Here is a 16,515-nt window from a genome sequence, read left to right as displayed (position 1 = left end):
AAGTAGATGTTCGACTTACAGCAGTTATATGCCCAGATCCTTGACTATCTAAAAGGCATATGGATAAAAAAAAGGTATATACTTTTCGTTAGTTGGCTAATTTGCCCTCTCGGTTTCCTGTACGTACTTTCGTTACCAGACACATACTCTAGCTCTGCTCGAGTGCATGTTGATACACGATCAATGTTAGCTCCATTACTTAGAGGGTTGGTAATAAATCCTAATCAAGCACAAGAAGTGAGCCTGATTGCGAAGACGCTTAAAAGCAGGGAAAATCTAGAACGAATTGCCAGAGAAACGGACTTAGACTTAAAAGCAATTGGTCCGGGGGCTTTTGACCAGTTGATCAGAGAGCTTGAACGCGATATCAGGATCAGTTCTGGTGGTAGAAGTAACATATATAATATTTCCTATAATAACCAAGATCCTAATATTGCAAGAAATGTTGTCCAAGAGACACTAAACCTCCTTATAGAAGGAAGTCTAGGTAAAAATCGCGTTCAATCCGACTCAGCGTATCAATTTTTACAGCAGCAAATTGATGAGTATGAGCAAAGGTTAACTGAAGCAGAAATGCGTGTTGCAGACTTTAAGCGAAAGTATTCTGACATATTACCTGAGACAGGCTCTTATTACTCGAGGCTTAAAACTGCCGAAAATAATCTAGCAACCACTAGACGCACAATGGTTGAAATCAAGGAACAAATCACTTCCTTAAGAAAAAATGTAAAGCTGATGCAAAGCGCAGGTTCTAACGAAGGGGCCATGATTCCAACTCGTTTCGACTCAAGGATTGAAGCTCTGGAAAATAAGCTAGATGAATTGAAGCTTCGCTTTACTGACGAACACCCTGATGTTATCGAAACTAACAATTTGCTCGACAGATTAATAACTCTGAGAGAAAAAGAAGTAGAGAGCTATATTGCTAGTATCGAAAATGCTTCTTCGATGAGCGCCGATAACCCATTGTCAATAGATATTGGGCAATTAGAAAGTCAGCTAGCATTGTTGCAAGTACGAGAAAGCGATTACGAATCCCAAATAGCTGAATTGCAAGCGAAGATTGATTTCGTACCACAACTAGAACTAGAGCAAAAGGCGCTAAACAGAGATTACGGTATTATTAAAAGTAAGTACGAACAATTATTGCAAAGACAAGATTCAGCCGAATTAGGGAAAAAAGCTGACATTTCAGACGATGACCTAAAGTTCCGAGTTATATCTCCGCCAATTTTACCTAGGCAACCTTCAGGTCCAAACAGGGTACTGCTCTACACCGTAACTTTGGTTATTGGCTTCGCTGGCGGTTTAGGTCTCGCATTTATTGTTTCACAATTTTCTCCGGTCTTGATGAGGGCCGAGCAGTTGTCTGCACTGGTATCACTTCCAATCTATGGAACTGTAGCCGATCTAGAAATTGCAAGTGTTCGCAAAAAACAAAGAAAACACTTGTTGATATTTCTTGCTTTATCTTCAATATTGCTTGCGACATATGGTGCCCTAGTCCTATTGTCAATGATGAATATAAACTTATATGAGCGTTTTATGTGATGAGTACTATTGAAAAAGCATTGGCGAAAAACAAAAAAACAAAGGCTATCGAGAATCAATCAGAGGAACCTGTAAGTGAAGGCTTTGGTCAAGAGACTCAATCGGTTGGTGTCTCTGCTCAGGCTAAGATTTCAGATGAAAAACCGGAAAGTATAAATGACTACTCTGATGTAAATGCTGTCAGTGCAAATGATGAAATTCGACTAGATCTAGATTCACTAAGTGCAAAAGGAATGGTGGATAATAGCGCTGAGCGAAGATTAATAAATGAAGAATATCGAGCAATAAAACGCAAAATTCTTTCAAATGCATTTGGGCCATTATCAAAAACACTTGACCGCAGCAACGTTGTAATGGTGACAAGCTCTAAGCCAGGTGAAGGAAAAACTTTTACTGCCGTAAACTTGGCTCTTAGTATTGCATCAGAACAAGATAAAACAGTTTTACTTGTTGATGCTGACGTATTGAGGCCCAATGTTATGAAAACGCTCGGCTCTCGAAACAGAGAGGGTCTGATTGAATACCTTCTAGGGGAGAAGCAAAACATTTCAGATGTAATGCTCTCTACAAACATACCTAAGCTTAAGCTTATCGCTGCTGGTAAATCTCACCATTTGTCTAATGAACTTCTCGCAAGCGAAGTTATGCGGACTACAGTTGACGAATTTTCAACACGTTACAAAGACCGTATCGTTATTATAGATACACCGCCACTGTTAGGAATTAACGAAACTTCAGTCCTTGCAAACTTGGCTGGTCAGGCTATTGTTGTTTGTGAGGAAGGCCGCAGTAAGATTCATGATATAAAAAATTCTGTATCTCACTTGAATCCTGAAATGGCAATCGGATTTGTCGTTAATAAATCTCTGAGACAAGACAATGGGCCTGGCTATTACGGCTACTACTATGGAAGCAATGGAAGCTAACAAGATGGAAAGAAAAGGATTTGGCATTTCTTTAGTTCAGCTTAGCGTAATGACTTCGGTAGCTTCAATGAATACAAATGCTGCCGAATTTGAATTCACTCCTTCAGTTTCAGCTACATTAAATTACGTCGAAAGGGTAACTGATAGCCGTGATAACTTTTTTGCAGGTGAAATAACTCCAAGAGCATTAGTAACCTATCAAAGTAATAACGCTTCCGCTTCGGTGACGGTAAATAATAGGAATATCTATAGAGATACCTCCGATGACTCATTTGAAAGTTACTTGACGAGTAGTTACAACGTTCAATACGAACTGTACGACCAGAGTATTTTTTTATACACCAACGGTTCTCAGCAATACAACTCCATAAACTCTAGCAATTTGTTAATTAATGACCTAGTCACAAACCCAGACGACTTAACGAAAACAAGAAATAACACAGGGGGCCTCCGAATCACTAATCTTGGCAACTCCTGGGTAACGTTATCATCAAATTTATCGGCATCATTGTTTGAAAGTGAGAGAAGTAGTACAAGTGAAACTGCTTTCGACACAAAAAGCTATCGTTCGAATCTCAGCTTGGATAGTGGTAGTAGGTTCTCATTTTTTCGATGGAGCCTAGGAACAAATTACAGAGAAATTCAGCGAAACAGCGGTTTTGACACAATGAGGCGTAACTCATTTGCAAATACTAATTTTGCTATTACTGACCGATTTTTTTTAGTCGCGGGGTTTAACGAGTCAAAACAGGATTTAAATGGAGTAGAAAGTATCGATACCTATAGAACTTACAATGCTGGGGTTCTGTATCAAAATCAAAATAATTTACTAAGAATTGCCTACAATAGCGTGAGCGAACAGAGCACGTTTTCTGAGAACGATGATAGTGGCTTTTACTCGATAGACTTTAGAGTCCAACTCAGCCCAAGGACAAGCTTCTCTGGAAGTAAAGACCAGGCCTTTTATGGCGACACTGAATCATTTTCATTCATTTACGCGAGCAGAAAGCTGAGAGCTACAGCTACATATTCAGAAGAAGTTACCTCCAACTCATCAATTTTTGACTCTAATGGTGAAGGCGTATTTGTTTGTCCAGACAACTATTTAACAATTGATGATTGTTTTGTTCCCGACTCTTTAAGTTATGAATTACAACCTGGTGAGCAATTTACAGATTTATCAACATTCCAAGATGACATTAATGACAGTGAGCGGGTGAGAAAGAACTGGGTTGTTAATACCGGTTACCAATTTAATCGATTGACAGTTTCTCTTCAGGGGCGACGACTCCAATCATTGTATTTCGACGACACTCCAGATTCACTCCAACACTCCTTTTCGACGTCACTCATTGCTCGTCTTGGTGTAAGAACCTCTTTCAATACCAGTCTATCTTACATAAAAACAGAGTATGATAGCTCTTCAATAAGCGATTCGGAAACTTATGTTGGAACGGTAGGGATGAGCTTTAGGATAAAGAGAGATTTTACATTAAGTGTTCAGAGCCAGTACCGGAACTTAGACTCATTAAGTCAATTTGAAAATTATCAAGAAAGACGCTTTTTGATTACGCTCAATTACAGCCCTAATAGCCGTAACTTAAGTACACAGCAGAATACTCTTCGTTCCAACTAACGTTTGCGAAACCATCACTCTTTCTTGTCATCACTCTTAAGCCGCACGTAAGTCTTAAACTTCTTCTTCATAAGCTTATCTACGTACTGGGTCATTTTCACTTTCTGTGAAATTGCGTCATCCAAAGCATCAACCAACTCAGCAAGCATATCTAAGTAGTACTTAGTGTCTCGAATAACATTGCCTTTCGGCGTCATGATGGTTTGGCTTTCGGGGTGGTCAGCAAACCCCATATGTTCGGTGACTTCCGCGCCTGTTTTATCTGGTTCGAACATCTCGGCTTTTACTTCTTCAATAACCTCGTTTACCGCACCAGCGTCAAAGCTATCTAGCTCTTCTAAAAAGCCATAAAGCATAACCCTGTCCATAAGGGTATTAATTTTACGAGGAATACCACGAGAGAACATATGAATGCGCTCTAGCGCTTCGTCACTAAACAGTGCAGAGCCGTTCCATCCGGCATGATGTAAACGGTATTCTATATATTCTTTACACTCTTCTAAAGAAAGTGGTGCTAGATGGCACGACGCCACAATACGCTGCCTGAACTGCTCCATATTCGGCGCACGCAGTATAGGCTGCAGCTCTTCTTGACCAAGCAAAAAGCTTTGAATAAGGGGCTTGCCGTTTAGCTGGAAGTTACTCAGCATTCTTAGCTCTTCGATGGTTTCTAACGGAAGATTTTGTGCTTCATCTACAAGTAATAACGCACGTCGGCCTGCTTTATTTAAGTCGTACAAGAAAATTTCAAGGGCTTTTAAAATATCCGCTTTTGAACGTCCTTCCGTAGGAATATCAAATTTAGAAGCGACCATCTTTACTAGTTCGTCTGGCGAAAGTTTAGGCGTAACGATTTGCGCAGCCGCGATATCATCTTCAATTTCTTCAAGCAGGCTATTTGCTACGGTAGTTTTTCCCGTTCCAATTCCGCCAGTAATAACAATAAATCCCTCGGCTTGAGAAAGGCCATACTGCAAGTAAGACATGGCGCGCTTGTGCCATTTACTTGCAAAGAAAAATTCAGGGTCTGGGGTTAACTGAAACGGTTTCGAGTTAAGTCCATAGTAACTTTCGTACATGCTATTTACCGTTATTCCATTAGAAATGTATGTTCAAAACCAAGGCGTAAAGTTAGTTTTGAACAGCGCGTTGTGTTTTACCTATGCTTTTAATCCATATGGTAACCAACAAAGCGCCGTTATCGAAGTATTATCTTTATAGCTCCCACTAAAGGCTTATCGCAGTTTGTTTTCAGTAATGCGTTCGATAATACCTGTAGTAGATACACCATCTTCAAAGGTAAGCACTTTAACTTCACCTCCATTCGCCATAACTTCAATTCCGCCTGCAATTTCTTCAATTTTGTAATCGCCGCCTTTTACGAGCACATCAGGCAGTAGTCGGGCAATAACTCGTTGAGGTGTATCTTCTTCAAAAGGCACAACCCAATCAACTGCGCTTAAGCCCGCCAGAACGGCCATACGCCGGCTGACGTTATTAACTGGGCGCCCAGGACCTTTCAATTTAGTCACTGACGCATCGGTATTCACCGCTACTATTAGTCGGTCTCCCAACTGTGCAGCCTCTTCAAGATAAGCTACATGACCAGAGTGCAATATATCAAAACAGCCGTTGGTCATGACAATACGCTCGCCGCGGGCTTTAGCTGCTTGAAGCGCAATTTCTAGCTGGTCTTCACTCATCACGCCACCATCTAAATGCACCGACTGCTCACCTAACGCTAGTGCTAGCTCTGTGTTCGTTACCGTAGACGTACCCAGTTTACCTACAACAACGCTGGCTGCTAGATTTGCAAGCACACAAGCAGCTTGAAGTGGCAAATTACAGGCCATGGCAACCGCTAAAGTTGACACCACGGTATCCCCCGCCCCGGTTACGTCATAGACCTCTTTCGCTTTTGCTGGCAAATGAAATTCAGTGTTGTCGCCGTCAAACAATGTCATGCCGTCTTCTGAGCGCGTAACAAGAAGAGCACTTAAATTCAGTGATTCTTTTAATGACAGCGCTTTTTCTACCAGCACTTGTTCACTACTTATCTCACCTACAATACCGCGAAGCTCATCCATATTAGGTGTAACTAATGTGGCGCCAGCGTATTTACCAAAATCACTGCCCTTGGGATCGACTACCACACGCTTATTCTTGCTGCGTGCTTTTTCTATAAGAGCCTGTGGGTTGCTTAAACAACCTTTTGCGTAGTCGCTTAGAATAACTACGTCAGCATTGTCTAGCGCCTTATCGAAAGCTAATTCCAATGCCGATTTGTCTGCCTCCTCAAAACTCTTTTCAAAATCTAAGCGCAGAAGCTGCTGATTTCTGCTCATTACTCGAAGCTTTGTAATAGTATCGAAGCCATCAACTTCGAAGAACTCACAGCGAATGTCGTGAGTTTCTAATCGCTCTTTTAATATCTTGGCGTTTTCGTCTTTACCACACATGCCAAGCAAAGTTACCTCTGCACCTAAAGTGGCAACATTCACTGCCACATTGGCCGCGCCGCCGGCTCTATCTTCAGAATGGTTAACGTTTACAACGGGTACGGGCGCTTCTGGAGATATACGCCCTGTACCACCGCTCCAATAGCGGTCAAGCATTAGGTCGCCAACAATAAGCACTTTTGCCTTACTAAAATCTGGTAATATCATGCTGAGAGTAATTAATTAGATATTTAATACATTGGCACAGAGTATAACAGCCAACACAGGCAATACCCACCAACGAAGCGTAAATACCCCTTGGTATCTTTATATGGTCGAGAACAAACTCGGGCACATTTATACCGGCATCACTACCGACCCCGAAAGGCGTATTGCTCAGCATAAAGGGTTAATAAAAGGTGGTGCAAAAGCACTTAAAGGTAAGTCGCCATTAACTGTCAAAGCGGTTTTTGAGCTTGAAGACAAAGCACAAGCAGCAAAACTTGAATATGCAGTAAAGCAAATGAGTCGCCCTAAAAAAGACGAAATTATTCGAATAGGGCAACTCAATGAACTAGTGTGCATTAAATCAGTATTTGGATACTGAGAGAGTGGCAACAAACTTGTTGCCAAACCATTATCACTTGAAGGTGTCCAACACTAAGTATCTAATATATTTCTAAAATAAGAGCCGAAAAGTCTAACCACCCAAAACGCCATTAATAATCATGGCGTTACCGATACTCAAGGTAAAACCTAAAGCCGCCACACCGACGTTATGCTGATGGTCCACTTCTTGACGGAAATTCATGCCAAAGAGAATAATTTTTTTATTCGCCAAAACCAATAAATGAAGGGCAATTGCCAAACCCACACTCACAATTAACCAACCTGTCACGTTGCTCACATAGCCCGACGGATTGTAAATAAGAAGGTTCTTAGCTGCTGAAACAATCATAGCTGTTCCAAGCAAATTGCCACTATGCTCGATAGCAAGCGCTAACTGCCCCTTCTCAAGTGCACCTTGAAATGAATCGTTTTGGTTATCACGTGCATATCTAAATTCTAATATTCGCGTCATAACAAGCAGCATGGTTAACACTACGCTAAAACCCGTTACTATTGCTATCAGCGCATTCATGTCACTGCCATCAACCCAAATCATAATATTGCGAAGCACTATGGCACTTGCTACCAGGCTTGCGGCATCGACAAGTGCAACACTTACGCTTCGTTCGGCAATCATGGCGTGAGTATCTACTTTATTTAACACCAGTTTATCGTGAGCAAAGCGCCCAAACTTCACCAAGATAATACCTACAATGCCAAAAGTAACCATTCCAATTGCGGCCTCTTGGTAGCCTACGCCTATATGCCGGCCAACCACTGAGCTCAACACGATACACAGCGACAACATGCCACCGGCAATGCTTATCCCAAAAGCAAAGTTATCTTTTACACCAAGCTCTTCGGTTACTGAATATTTTCTAAATGCGCCCGTCAGCCATTTCATAATCATCAGTAGCACTAACGCTATTACCACATCCATGGCAAGATAAATTAATAGTTCCTGCGTTAGGGGTACTAGTTTTAGTAAGGCTTCCACGTTATCTTTGCTCCTTGAACATACGAAGGTCTTTGCCGATTATCCTTTTAAATCAATATTATTGCAGTAGTGTCTGCAGAGAAAACAGCATCCACTTATAAAGTGGACACAAAGATTGCGGCGAACTTGTTCAGATTAATTTTTAATAAGCGCCAGCCTTTGTTATCGATACAATGTAATTCAGTAGAAAGCTGATATTGAATATCATCGAATAACGCTGGCGTATTCGTTAATTTAATATAAGTGTTATCTTTAAGACGCGAGCATTATGCCAATAGACAACGAAAATTGCATGACAAACCTAGAGCAAGCCGAAAAATTCTGGCATCAGTTATTAGATTCACCTGCTTTAACAAAAAGCGACAAAGGCATTGCTGAAACGCATCGCGACGCCCTTTTAACCGCTTTTGCTCGCTCAGCGTTCTTAGCAGAAACGCTCATAAAAAAGCCTGCGTTTATCTCTAGAGTTGTTGGGATAGCCAACGATTCAATGTCTCCCCATTTAGCTCACAACCAACCAGAAACCGCTCAAATAGAACAAGAGCAAGAAGCCAACGACGAGAAAAAAGAAAAGGCTTCGGGCGCGCTTTCTTTTAGTGCTGAACTAGACACAAAACTTAGAATGGTAGAAAGCGAAGACGAGTTATTGAAGGTGCTTCGTGAATATCGAAACCAAGAAATGGCACGCATTACATTTTTAGACGTGCTTAATAAACAGGTTATTGAAACATCTCTTGAACAAGTTTCAGCTTTGGCAGACGCCCTTATAACCAATGCTTATTACTGGGTTTACCGGCACCTAGCTCTTCGCTACGGCACACCAAAAAGCAATAATAAGGATATGCACATGTATATTCTTGGCATGGGTAAACTAGGCGGGCGAGAACTCAACTTTTCCTCAGACATTGACTTGATATTCGCTTACCCAGAAAAAGGAGAAACTAGCGGCGGCAAAAAAGCGTTAGAGCATCAGCAGTTTTTTACCAAGCTGGCCCAAAAGCTTATTCAAGCGCTGAACAAAATTACTAATGATGGGCAAGTATATCGCGTAGACATGCGATTACGTCCTTTTGGTGACTCTGGCCCGTTGGTTATGCATTTTGCTGCCCTCGAGGACTATTATCAAGATCAAGGCCGGCACTGGGAACGCTTTGCCATGGTCAAAGCTCGAGTTATCAATAATGACAAATCAGATAATGTAAAATGGCTCAACAGCATTCTACAGCCTTTTACGTTTAGGCGTTATTTAGATTTCACCACACTTGATGCGCTGCGCAATATGAAAAAGCTTATTGCTACCGAAATTCGCAGGCGACGATTGAGTAACAATATCAAGTTGGGTGCGGGCGGTATTCGAGAGGTAGAATTCTTTGCCCAGAGCTTTCAGCTTATCCACGGTGGCCGTGAGCCTGCCCTGCAAAGTAAGTCATTACTACGCACTTTAGATGCATTGAGTGATTTGGACATTGTCGAAAGCGAAGTCACACAACAGCTTAAACAAGACTATCTATTTTTGCGGAAAGTAGAGCACACCTTGCAACAAAGCCAAGACTGCCAAACACAGACCTTGCCTGATGAGCTTTGGCAGCAGACAGCGCTTGTTGATGTTATGGGTTTTGATACGTACAGCGAATTCTTAAATCAGCTAGACGCTACCATGGCGCGCATTCACGGTCACTTTAACGAACTAGTGGAAGAGTCACATGACACGCATTCTGAGGAAGATCAGCTGTTTATTGCTTGTCAGGACGCATGGCGCCTTTCATTGCAAGACGATGAATTTGCTGAAGCGTTTAACGATCACCTTTCATCCAAAGACATTAACGACGTATTCTCAATTCTGGCTGGGTTTAAAGAAAAGCAGAGAAACTACCGAATAGGTCAAAAAGGTGAAGACACGCTTAATAAATTGTTACCTGAAATTCTGTATGTCCTGATTAACCAGCATCCTAATCACACGGCACAGGTATTAAGCCGGTTACTCGGCGTCATTGAAGCCATTACCGGCCGTACAACGTATCTCGATTTGTTGTTAGAAAACCCCGATGTGCTTAAACAGTTAGTAAAACTATGCGAAAGAAGTGACTGGATTGCTCAAGAAATTAAGCGGTTCCCGCTACTTCTGGATGAACTCCTTACCCCGTTATATTTAGGGCAGCAAAATACCGATATTCATACCAGCAAGCTGGAATACCAGACCGAACTGCGCGAGACCATGCTACGTATAGAACAAGATGACGTAGAAATGTTGATGGATGGGCTTAGGCAGTTCAAGCTCTGTCAACAACTTCGCATCGCTGCCAGCGACATCAGTGAGTCTCTTCCTATCAATAACGTAAGCGATAAACTTACCGTATTAGCAGAAGTTATTTTAGAACACGCATTACATGCTGCATGGATGCAAATGCGGGAACGTTTCGGTGTCCCTTCGCATCTTGAAGGTGATGACAAGGGTTTTGCCATAATAGGCTACGGCAAACTAGGTGGTTATGAGCTAGGGTATGGTTCGGACTTAGACTTAGTGTTTTTACACAATGCGCCCCGTTCAAGCAGTACCGATGGCAAAAAATCTATTGAGGCACAACAATTTTATATCAAGCTCGCTCAGCGAATTATGCACCTGCTGAATACGAAAACGCTGTTTGGTCAACTTTATGAAACAGACCTTCGCCTGCGCCCTTCTGGAAATGCTGGCTTATTGTGCTGTCACATTAACGGCTTTGAGAAATATCAACTAGAAGAAGCTTGGACTTGGGAACATCAGGCGCTTGTGAGAGCAAGAGCCATCTGCGGAGACGTATCGCTTTTAGATGATTTTACTCAGGTAAGACATTCAATTCTCAGCCTATCGAGAGAGCTGGATACACTGTCACAAGACGTTTGCAAAATGCGTATTAAAATGCGTGAGCATCTGCTAACTAAAAATAATGAAAAAGTGGATTTAAAACAATGTGAAGGTGGAATTACTGACATTGAGTTCATGGCGCAATACCTTGTATTAGCCCACGCAAACGCTGTGCAAGGAATGACTGAGTATCCAGACAATCTACGAATTTTCGATGTCGCTACCAAGGCGAATATTATTGACACTACAACGGCGCAAAAGCTTCAAAAAGCGTACCTGCGGCTTCGAGAGCAATACCATCACCTAACCCTTGCTGACACTAAATATGCAGACCAAAGTGAAGAATTAGATATCATTCGCGAGCAAGTGACAAGACATTGGGACATGCTGTTTGGAAAATGTAGGCAATGAACTAGGTAACCTGATCATATTATAAATATGACCAAGATGTGCAGGTGTTGGTACTGAAACAAAAAAGGTTATCGATGGCATCAGAAGACTAACTTTAACAAATGTAAGTTAGTCTGATTACCATGAAGCCTTTGAATTTTTTTAACGTCACTTATTGAAAAGTGGGCCTTGTAAGCAAGCTATTACCCACGAACAAGTCGGCAATTATTTTTAAGAAAATCCGTTTCTTCTGCTGTAACAACGAGTGAACGCTGCTCTGCACATAAATACGCTTTTACTTCACCCTCAAAACTGCTGTCTATAGCGCTTGCAATTTTTGCTAAAGAGCCTGCAACCGTATTATCTAGTTGAAACTGATGTTTAATAACAAAGTCTTGTTCCAAGTTCCAAATTAACTGCATACCTTCCGCTTGAGCATATTGTGAAATAGCCTCGCGAAGCGTGTTACCTTCTTTAAAAGTGCGATATTTGTGTTCGCCAGTCCAATTCTTTTCCACAGGACGGGTTTGACTAGACATTTTTGCTAACTTACTGTCCAAATTAGGATCGACACCGGCAATATCGAGCACGAAGTCGCCCTGCTCATCTTCTAACGGGTCAGTTGAAGACATTCGAAAGTCACGGTAAAACTCGCTGAGGCCCTTGGAAACAGATTTCTCTTCTTTTTGTGACGCAGGTGTAGGTGATTGTTCGTGTGTCTGTAGCATATAAATCAGTACGCCTGCTGCAATAACAAGTGCCACCGCAATACCAATTTGTTTTGCCCAAAATGAAGAACTTGAATAGCTCGTTTTTCCCATAACCTACCAATCTGCCGTTGCGCAAGAACTAGATTTAAGCGTTTTGCTAAATCTATACGAATATCCGTATTTTAGTCTAACTGCTAGAGTTTAACCTATTATCCTATATATCTATTTTATTGAACCACACTGTTCGCTGCCTATCTCACTGTTAAGCAAAACCAAAGCAATACATCTCATCCCTAAACGGTTGCCGTACCCTGGCTATGGAGCGTTATCAAGTACTCATTATTGTGGGAAATGCCGAACTTTTTTATTTTTCCTACCTTTAGATATTTTTTAAATGCATCTTACAGTGATTTATAGAGCGATTCAGGGTTACTCTCGGGGCGAGTTTTAAAACGCTTATGCATCCACAAGTAGCTTTCTGGCTGCTCTTTCACGGCGCTATCGACATGTTGATTTAGCAACGTTAGCGCCTCAACATCTTCCATTTCGCCGAGGTTAGAGAGCGGTGGATATATCTTTATCTTATATCCGCGCTTTGTGTACTGCGACGTTATGATCATAGGCTCTGAGTGAGTTCGTCTGATAAACATAAGCGTTGCCGTGGTGGTCGCAGTCTCTTTTACGCCGCCAAATGGCACGAATATGCTTTGCCTAGGACCGTAATCCTGGTCAGGCAAATATAGACACAACTCTTTATCGTCAAGGGCTGCAAGTAAAGCTTTAGCGTTGCGCTTATCAATCATGTATTTGTTAGAGCGGTTGCGACCGTGATACTGAAGATAATCGATTAACGGGTTATTGTGCTTTCTATAAAAGGCGATACTCGGGTGATAAAAGCCAATTCCTCGGCATGCAAACTCTAAGTTCATGTTATGTAGCGCCATGCCGAACACGCCTTTCCCCTCTGCTAGGGCAGCCTCCACATGTTCAGTACCTTCAATTTCAATAGCACGTTTAACCCGCCAGTCTGGCCACCACCACCCCATGGCGGTTTCGAATAGCGCCATGCCGGTTCGACGTATGTTTTCTTTGTAAAGTGCTTCAATTTCACTTTCTGACAACGACGGGTTCCAAAGCTGTATATTTCGTTTTGCAACTTTCGCTCGTTTAGGTACCACCAAAGCGATCAGCTTGCCTACTCCGCCCCCTACCTTACGGATAACAGGCAAAGGTAACCAGGTAATGAAGTAAAGAATGAAAACGCCCAACCAAACAGGCCAGAACTTTGGGCCAAGAAATGCCAGTTTAAACTTAGGAGCTTTTATTGCCGCCGCCAATGTATCTTTTCCCTTAAATGAAGTGGGCGGCATTGTATCAGAAGCTTTCTAGCGGGGCTAATTAGGCCAGTTAACTAACAGAATGTTTAGGATAAAAGGGGTCAAAACACAAGTAAGGCAGGCAGTGACAGGATTATACTATTCGCTAAATATCACCACCTAGCCTATGCGTTTACAAAATTGCCTGTTTTAACTTGCTGTAGCAAAAATGAAAGGAGTCGTTACTCAGAACTCTCTATCAATTTCCTTTAGTTTCTTCTCAAAAGATTCGTACTGATCTTTTGAATCATAATCAAAGTGATACTGATTATGAAAACCAAACTGGAGCTTCACATTCACGTCTTCAATGTACAGCGTATATCCGTCGTGGTCAGTAAAAGCAGTTATTCCGTTAAGCTTGTACTGCTCGTTTTCTTTTGCACCGTGTTGGCGAATCTTATCGAAAACTTGAAGTAAGAACTTGCTGTCTAATTCGTTTTTCATTGTAAATCCATAGTTGTGAATTTACTTACTTTTACATTAACAAGCGGGTTTTGGATTTAAAAATGCTAAAGATCAATTGAAGTTATATCTGAAGCCGACGTTAACCATATTTGTAGAAAAGCTGTCTTCCCCAGTCATATGAACATATTCTAAGCGAATCATAGATCTAACACCGACATAATAGTCAAACCCTAAACCAGCGATTCCAGCTGCAATGCTTTCCGAAGCACGGCATTGCGTAACCACACCAGCGTCAGAACACTCTGAAGAAAGATCTACATCTACTTTAGCAATACCTAATTTGTAAAATAACTCCCCTGTACCACCACTTGCCTTACCTAAGAGCGCAAGATAGAGGGCATCGCCTTTATTTTCGTTCTCATTTTTTGCATAGTCAAAAAGACTGATATAGCCAGCTTCCGCGTACCACTGTCTATGTATTTGTTTACCAAAGGCAAGACTAAAGGCAAATTCGCTGTCGCTTGTGGTTGACGTTTCGAAGTCGTTATAAGCTACCGTAGCTAGTCCATAAGTTTTAGGTGCAGCATTCGCTTGAGAAACTCCAAGCGCCATCGCACCAAGCATCCATAAAAACCGATTCATCTATTTTTTTCCCTCAAAAATAGTACTCTAGTGAAAATTGTATATGGTCATCTCTTCTTAAGAAAAAGAAGGGATCATCTTGGTCGTCAGATGAGAAAAAATAACCATCTAACGTCCATCGCCAATTCGCTGATAATCTACTACTTGCTTCGATATAGGCAGAGTACGTTGACGTAGCATCTAAATCTTGTACGAACCCCACAAGTATTTCACTACCGGCAATATCGTTAGCCATAATCCGCAAACCAAGCATCATATCGTTCTGAGCTATAGCAAAGAAATTATCGTCCCGCTCATCGTATTGATACTCTGCTAAATAACCAAGCCCATACCTACTGCCAAATACACCTTCCTGAGTGTACTCGAACCCCGCAACCAATGCCGCAAAGTCTTCAGACTGCCCCTGTCTATAAATACTTTCCATTTTGAGTAGCCATGCTCCGCTAACCTTAAGTAAATCTACACCTACTTGTTCTATCTGAGCATAATATGGGTTTATAGACAGTTCTCCTGAATCGGAAATTTGCGTAATTAATTCAGGCTCCCTTGTGGTACCAGAGAAATACGAAAGTCCTACTTCCCAGTCATCGATCGAAGATTGCCACCTAAGTGCGTAATCAAGGTTACTCTCTTCACTTGATGATTCGTAAATAGCATCTGAAATCGCCAATGGCGGGCGAAGCCTTCCCTCAGTACTTTGAAACGTTCGCTCGCGGAAATAGGGCAAAACGAAAACTGAAAAATTCCCATAGTCTGTAAAATATGAAACGTTCACCATTGGTTGGCCTAACTTGGCTTCACCATCTACAGACTCTACCGAATCGGTCTGGTTGATAATGTCCACGAGGTGCACAGACTCAGTTTGCCCCCAAAACACCTTACCTATGCCAACCTTTGTTTCCCAAGTATCTCGGTAATGCGCCCACTGCAATTCTCTAATATCGCCATGTGTGCGTTCACTATCGTGCTCATCCACACGATAAAAAGGATTGAAAATTAGCGTATCTTGGCCATCGTTGAACTCAGCATAGATTTCGGGAGAAAGATAAGCAGAAGCATACGTACGCTCTTGCTGTGGATACAACGAATCCTGCAAATAATAACGTAAATCAAGGCCCGCAGAGCCGGTGAGTTCCGCAGAATTGGCAAAAGAGGTAAAGTTGACAATTAGTGACAGTGCAACCGCTTTTCTAATCATCGAACTCTCTTTAATCTGTTTTTGTCGAAGTCACTTTCTTGTAAATCTGTGTCAAAAGTTAATTCTTCGGTAATCAAAGACGTCGACTTTTTAGTTTGTACATTTCGCATCAAGCTTTTCATAGGGCGCCAAAATTTGTTTTTGTATTGTTTGTAATCTGATAAATAAAGCGTTTTTAACAATGACTCTTTGCGGTCGAAAAACTCAACTTTCTGAACACGATAATGTGATTTATCTATCCAAACTTTTTGATAAGAGTATCCTGAGAAATCATATTCTGGAACTTGCTTTAAAACGAAACAGGCCTCCCCATTTACTTCTTCCTCTCCCAAGAATGTGTACGAAAACTTTTCCACTTCGTACGATGTCATATCTTCAAAGGCAAACTCACTACCTACGAAAGGGCCGCTTTTGCTTTGCGACGATATGCGCTTTACACGCTTCAACGCTGGCAAGAATATCCATTGTTCATCAGCTTCAAGCGCATGAGAGAAACTTAAAAATGCAGTACCCTTTACATCTCTAGGGGATTCAAAAACGGTAAGTGCCTTATCTCCGTCATCTTTTACTTCCAGAGACTTAACTTCAAGTTTTCTCGTCGCTTCTTTTCCCTGAGAATTTTTCAAAAGCATCAGAACTTTCGCCTCATTAGCTCCCCAACCAGTATCTCTGGCCTTGCGCTCTTTAGCTATAGCGATGGCCTTTTCATCACCCTTTATCTCTGAAGCTAAACCGTAGCTAGCGGTACAACCTAATGCTGTAATCAATACTATGCGCGAGAGAAAATTCATA

At 41.7% G+C, this 16,515-nt stretch carries 14 protein-coding genes; 5 read left to right on the top strand and 9 right to left on the bottom strand.

What is annotated here, in order from left to right:
- The first annotated feature begins 6 nt into the window (after positions 1-6).
- From E5672_RS10575 to E5672_RS10565, 3 genes are read left to right on the top strand one after another with little or no spacing between them, the layout of a single operon-like run.
- On the top strand, positions 7-1,551 hold the full coding sequence (locus E5672_RS10575; RefSeq protein WP_136782166.1) for an XrtA system polysaccharide chain length determinant: 1,545 nt from the start codon (positions 7-9) through the stop codon (positions 1,549-1,551).
- A complete protein-coding gene (locus E5672_RS10570; protein WP_136782165.1) occupies positions 1,551-2,477 on the top strand; it encodes an XrtA-associated tyrosine autokinase in 927 nt (308 codons plus the stop codon). Before E5672_RS10575 ends, E5672_RS10570 begins: the two co-directional genes overlap by 1 nt.
- Positions 2,458-4,113: a porin family protein gene (locus tag E5672_RS10565; protein ID WP_136782164.1), complete on the top strand. Its 1,656-nt coding sequence runs from the start codon at positions 2,458-2,460 to the stop codon at positions 4,111-4,113. The genes E5672_RS10570 and E5672_RS10565 overlap by 20 nt, the downstream gene beginning before the upstream one ends.
- A gap of 14 nt (positions 4,114-4,127) precedes the next feature.
- Here the strand turns inward: E5672_RS10565 and E5672_RS10560 are convergent, their stop codons facing one another.
- Both E5672_RS10560 and hldE read right to left on the bottom strand, forming a co-directional pair.
- Positions 4,128-5,192 (bottom strand): XrtA/PEP-CTERM system-associated ATPase, encoded by a 1,065-nt coding sequence (locus E5672_RS10560; RefSeq protein ID WP_136782163.1) that lies wholly within the window; start codon positions 5,190-5,192, stop codon positions 4,128-4,130.
- A gap of 156 nt (positions 5,193-5,348) precedes the next feature.
- A complete protein-coding gene (hldE, locus tag E5672_RS10555; protein ID WP_136782162.1) occupies positions 5,349-6,779 on the bottom strand; it encodes a bifunctional D-glycero-beta-D-manno-heptose-7-phosphate kinase/D-glycero-beta-D-manno-heptose 1-phosphate adenylyltransferase HldE in 1,431 nt (476 codons plus the stop codon).
- Between the two features lie 31 nt (positions 6,780-6,810).
- Between hldE and E5672_RS10550 the strand changes: the two genes are divergently transcribed.
- Positions 6,811-7,158, top strand: a complete 348-nt coding sequence (locus tag E5672_RS10550) for a GIY-YIG nuclease family protein (protein WP_136782161.1) — start codon at positions 6,811-6,813, stop codon at positions 7,156-7,158.
- A 93-nt stretch (positions 7,159-7,251) separates the two neighbouring features.
- Here the strand turns inward: E5672_RS10550 and E5672_RS10545 are convergent, their stop codons facing one another.
- On the bottom strand, positions 7,252-8,157 hold the full coding sequence (locus tag E5672_RS10545; protein WP_136782160.1) for a DUF350 domain-containing protein: 906 nt from the start codon (positions 8,155-8,157) through the stop codon (positions 7,252-7,254).
- Positions 8,158-8,425: 268 nt separating this feature from the next.
- On the opposite strand from E5672_RS10545, the gene glnE reads away from it, so the two are divergent.
- Complete coding sequence (glnE, locus tag E5672_RS10540) at positions 8,426-11,413, top strand: bifunctional [glutamate--ammonia ligase]-adenylyl-L-tyrosine phosphorylase/[glutamate--ammonia-ligase] adenylyltransferase (RefSeq protein ID WP_136782159.1); 2,988 nt, start codon at positions 8,426-8,428, stop codon at positions 11,411-11,413.
- A 182-nt stretch (positions 11,414-11,595) separates the two neighbouring features.
- Here glnE and E5672_RS10535 read toward each other — a convergent pair whose 3' ends face one another.
- The 6 genes from E5672_RS10535 to E5672_RS10510 form a co-directional block, all read right to left on the bottom strand.
- Entirely contained in the window at positions 11,596-12,213 is a 618-nt protein-coding gene (locus E5672_RS10535; protein WP_136782158.1) for a TcpQ domain-containing protein, read from the bottom strand.
- Positions 12,214-12,503: 290 nt separating this feature from the next.
- Entirely contained in the window at positions 12,504-13,439 is a 936-nt protein-coding gene (gene lpxL / locus E5672_RS10530) for an LpxL/LpxP family Kdo(2)-lipid IV(A) lauroyl/palmitoleoyl acyltransferase (protein WP_136782157.1), read from the bottom strand.
- Between the two features lie 225 nt (positions 13,440-13,664).
- Positions 13,665-13,922 (bottom strand): DUF3081 family protein, encoded by a 258-nt coding sequence (locus tag E5672_RS10525; RefSeq protein WP_136782156.1) that lies wholly within the window; start codon positions 13,920-13,922, stop codon positions 13,665-13,667.
- Between the two features lie 72 nt (positions 13,923-13,994).
- Positions 13,995-14,525, bottom strand: a complete 531-nt coding sequence (locus E5672_RS10520) for a hypothetical protein (RefSeq protein ID WP_136782155.1) — start codon at positions 14,523-14,525, stop codon at positions 13,995-13,997.
- 13 nt (positions 14,526-14,538) lie between these two features.
- Positions 14,539-15,723, bottom strand: coding sequence for a hypothetical protein (locus E5672_RS10515; RefSeq protein ID WP_205676486.1), 1,185 nt, complete (start codon positions 15,721-15,723; stop codon positions 14,539-14,541).
- A complete protein-coding gene (locus tag E5672_RS10510) occupies positions 15,720-16,514 on the bottom strand; it encodes an outer membrane lipoprotein-sorting protein (protein WP_136782154.1) in 795 nt (264 codons plus the stop codon). Before E5672_RS10510 ends, E5672_RS10515 begins: the two co-directional genes overlap by 4 nt.
- Between the last annotated feature and the right edge of the window lies 1 nt (position 16,515).

Source organism: Alteromonas portus (assembly GCF_005117025.1).
GTDB classification, from domain to species: Bacteria; Pseudomonadota; Gammaproteobacteria; order Enterobacterales; family Alteromonadaceae; genus Alteromonas; species Alteromonas portus.
This window is presented reverse-complemented; position numbering and strand designations above follow the sequence as displayed.

What these genes read in the sequence shown, in the direction of transcription:
- E5672_RS10575 (WP_136782166.1), top strand. Translation starts at nt 7, where the DNA reads ATGTTCGACTTACAGCAGTTATATGCCCAGATCCTTGACTATCTAAAA.
- E5672_RS10570 (WP_136782165.1), top strand. Translation starts at nt 1,551, where the DNA reads ATGAGTACTATTGAAAAAGCATTGGCGAAAAACAAAAAAACAAAGGCT.
- E5672_RS10565 (WP_136782164.1), top strand. Translation starts at nt 2,458, where the DNA reads ATGGAAGCAATGGAAGCTAACAAGATGGAAAGAAAAGGATTTGGCATT.
- E5672_RS10560 (WP_136782163.1), bottom strand. Translation starts at nt 5,192, where the DNA reads ATGTACGAAAGTTACTATGGACTTAACTCGAAACCGTTTCAGTTAACC.
- hldE (WP_136782162.1), bottom strand. Translation starts at nt 6,779, where the DNA reads ATGATATTACCAGATTTTAGTAAGGCAAAAGTGCTTATTGTTGGCGAC.
- glnE (WP_136782159.1), top strand. Translation starts at nt 8,426, where the DNA reads ATGCCAATAGACAACGAAAATTGCATGACAAACCTAGAGCAAGCCGAA.
- E5672_RS10535 (WP_136782158.1), bottom strand. Translation starts at nt 12,213, where the DNA reads ATGGGAAAAACGAGCTATTCAAGTTCTTCATTTTGGGCAAAACAAATT.
- E5672_RS10525 (WP_136782156.1), bottom strand. Translation starts at nt 13,922, where the DNA reads ATGAAAAACGAATTAGACAGCAAGTTCTTACTTCAAGTTTTCGATAAG.
- E5672_RS10520 (WP_136782155.1), bottom strand. Translation starts at nt 14,525, where the DNA reads ATGAATCGGTTTTTATGGATGCTTGGTGCGATGGCGCTTGGAGTTTCT.
- E5672_RS10515 (WP_205676486.1), bottom strand. Translation starts at nt 15,723, where the DNA reads ATGATTAGAAAAGCGGTTGCACTGTCACTAATTGTCAACTTTACCTCT.
- E5672_RS10510 (WP_136782154.1), bottom strand. Translation starts at nt 16,514, where the DNA reads ATGAATTTTCTCTCGCGCATAGTATTGATTACAGCATTAGGTTGTACC.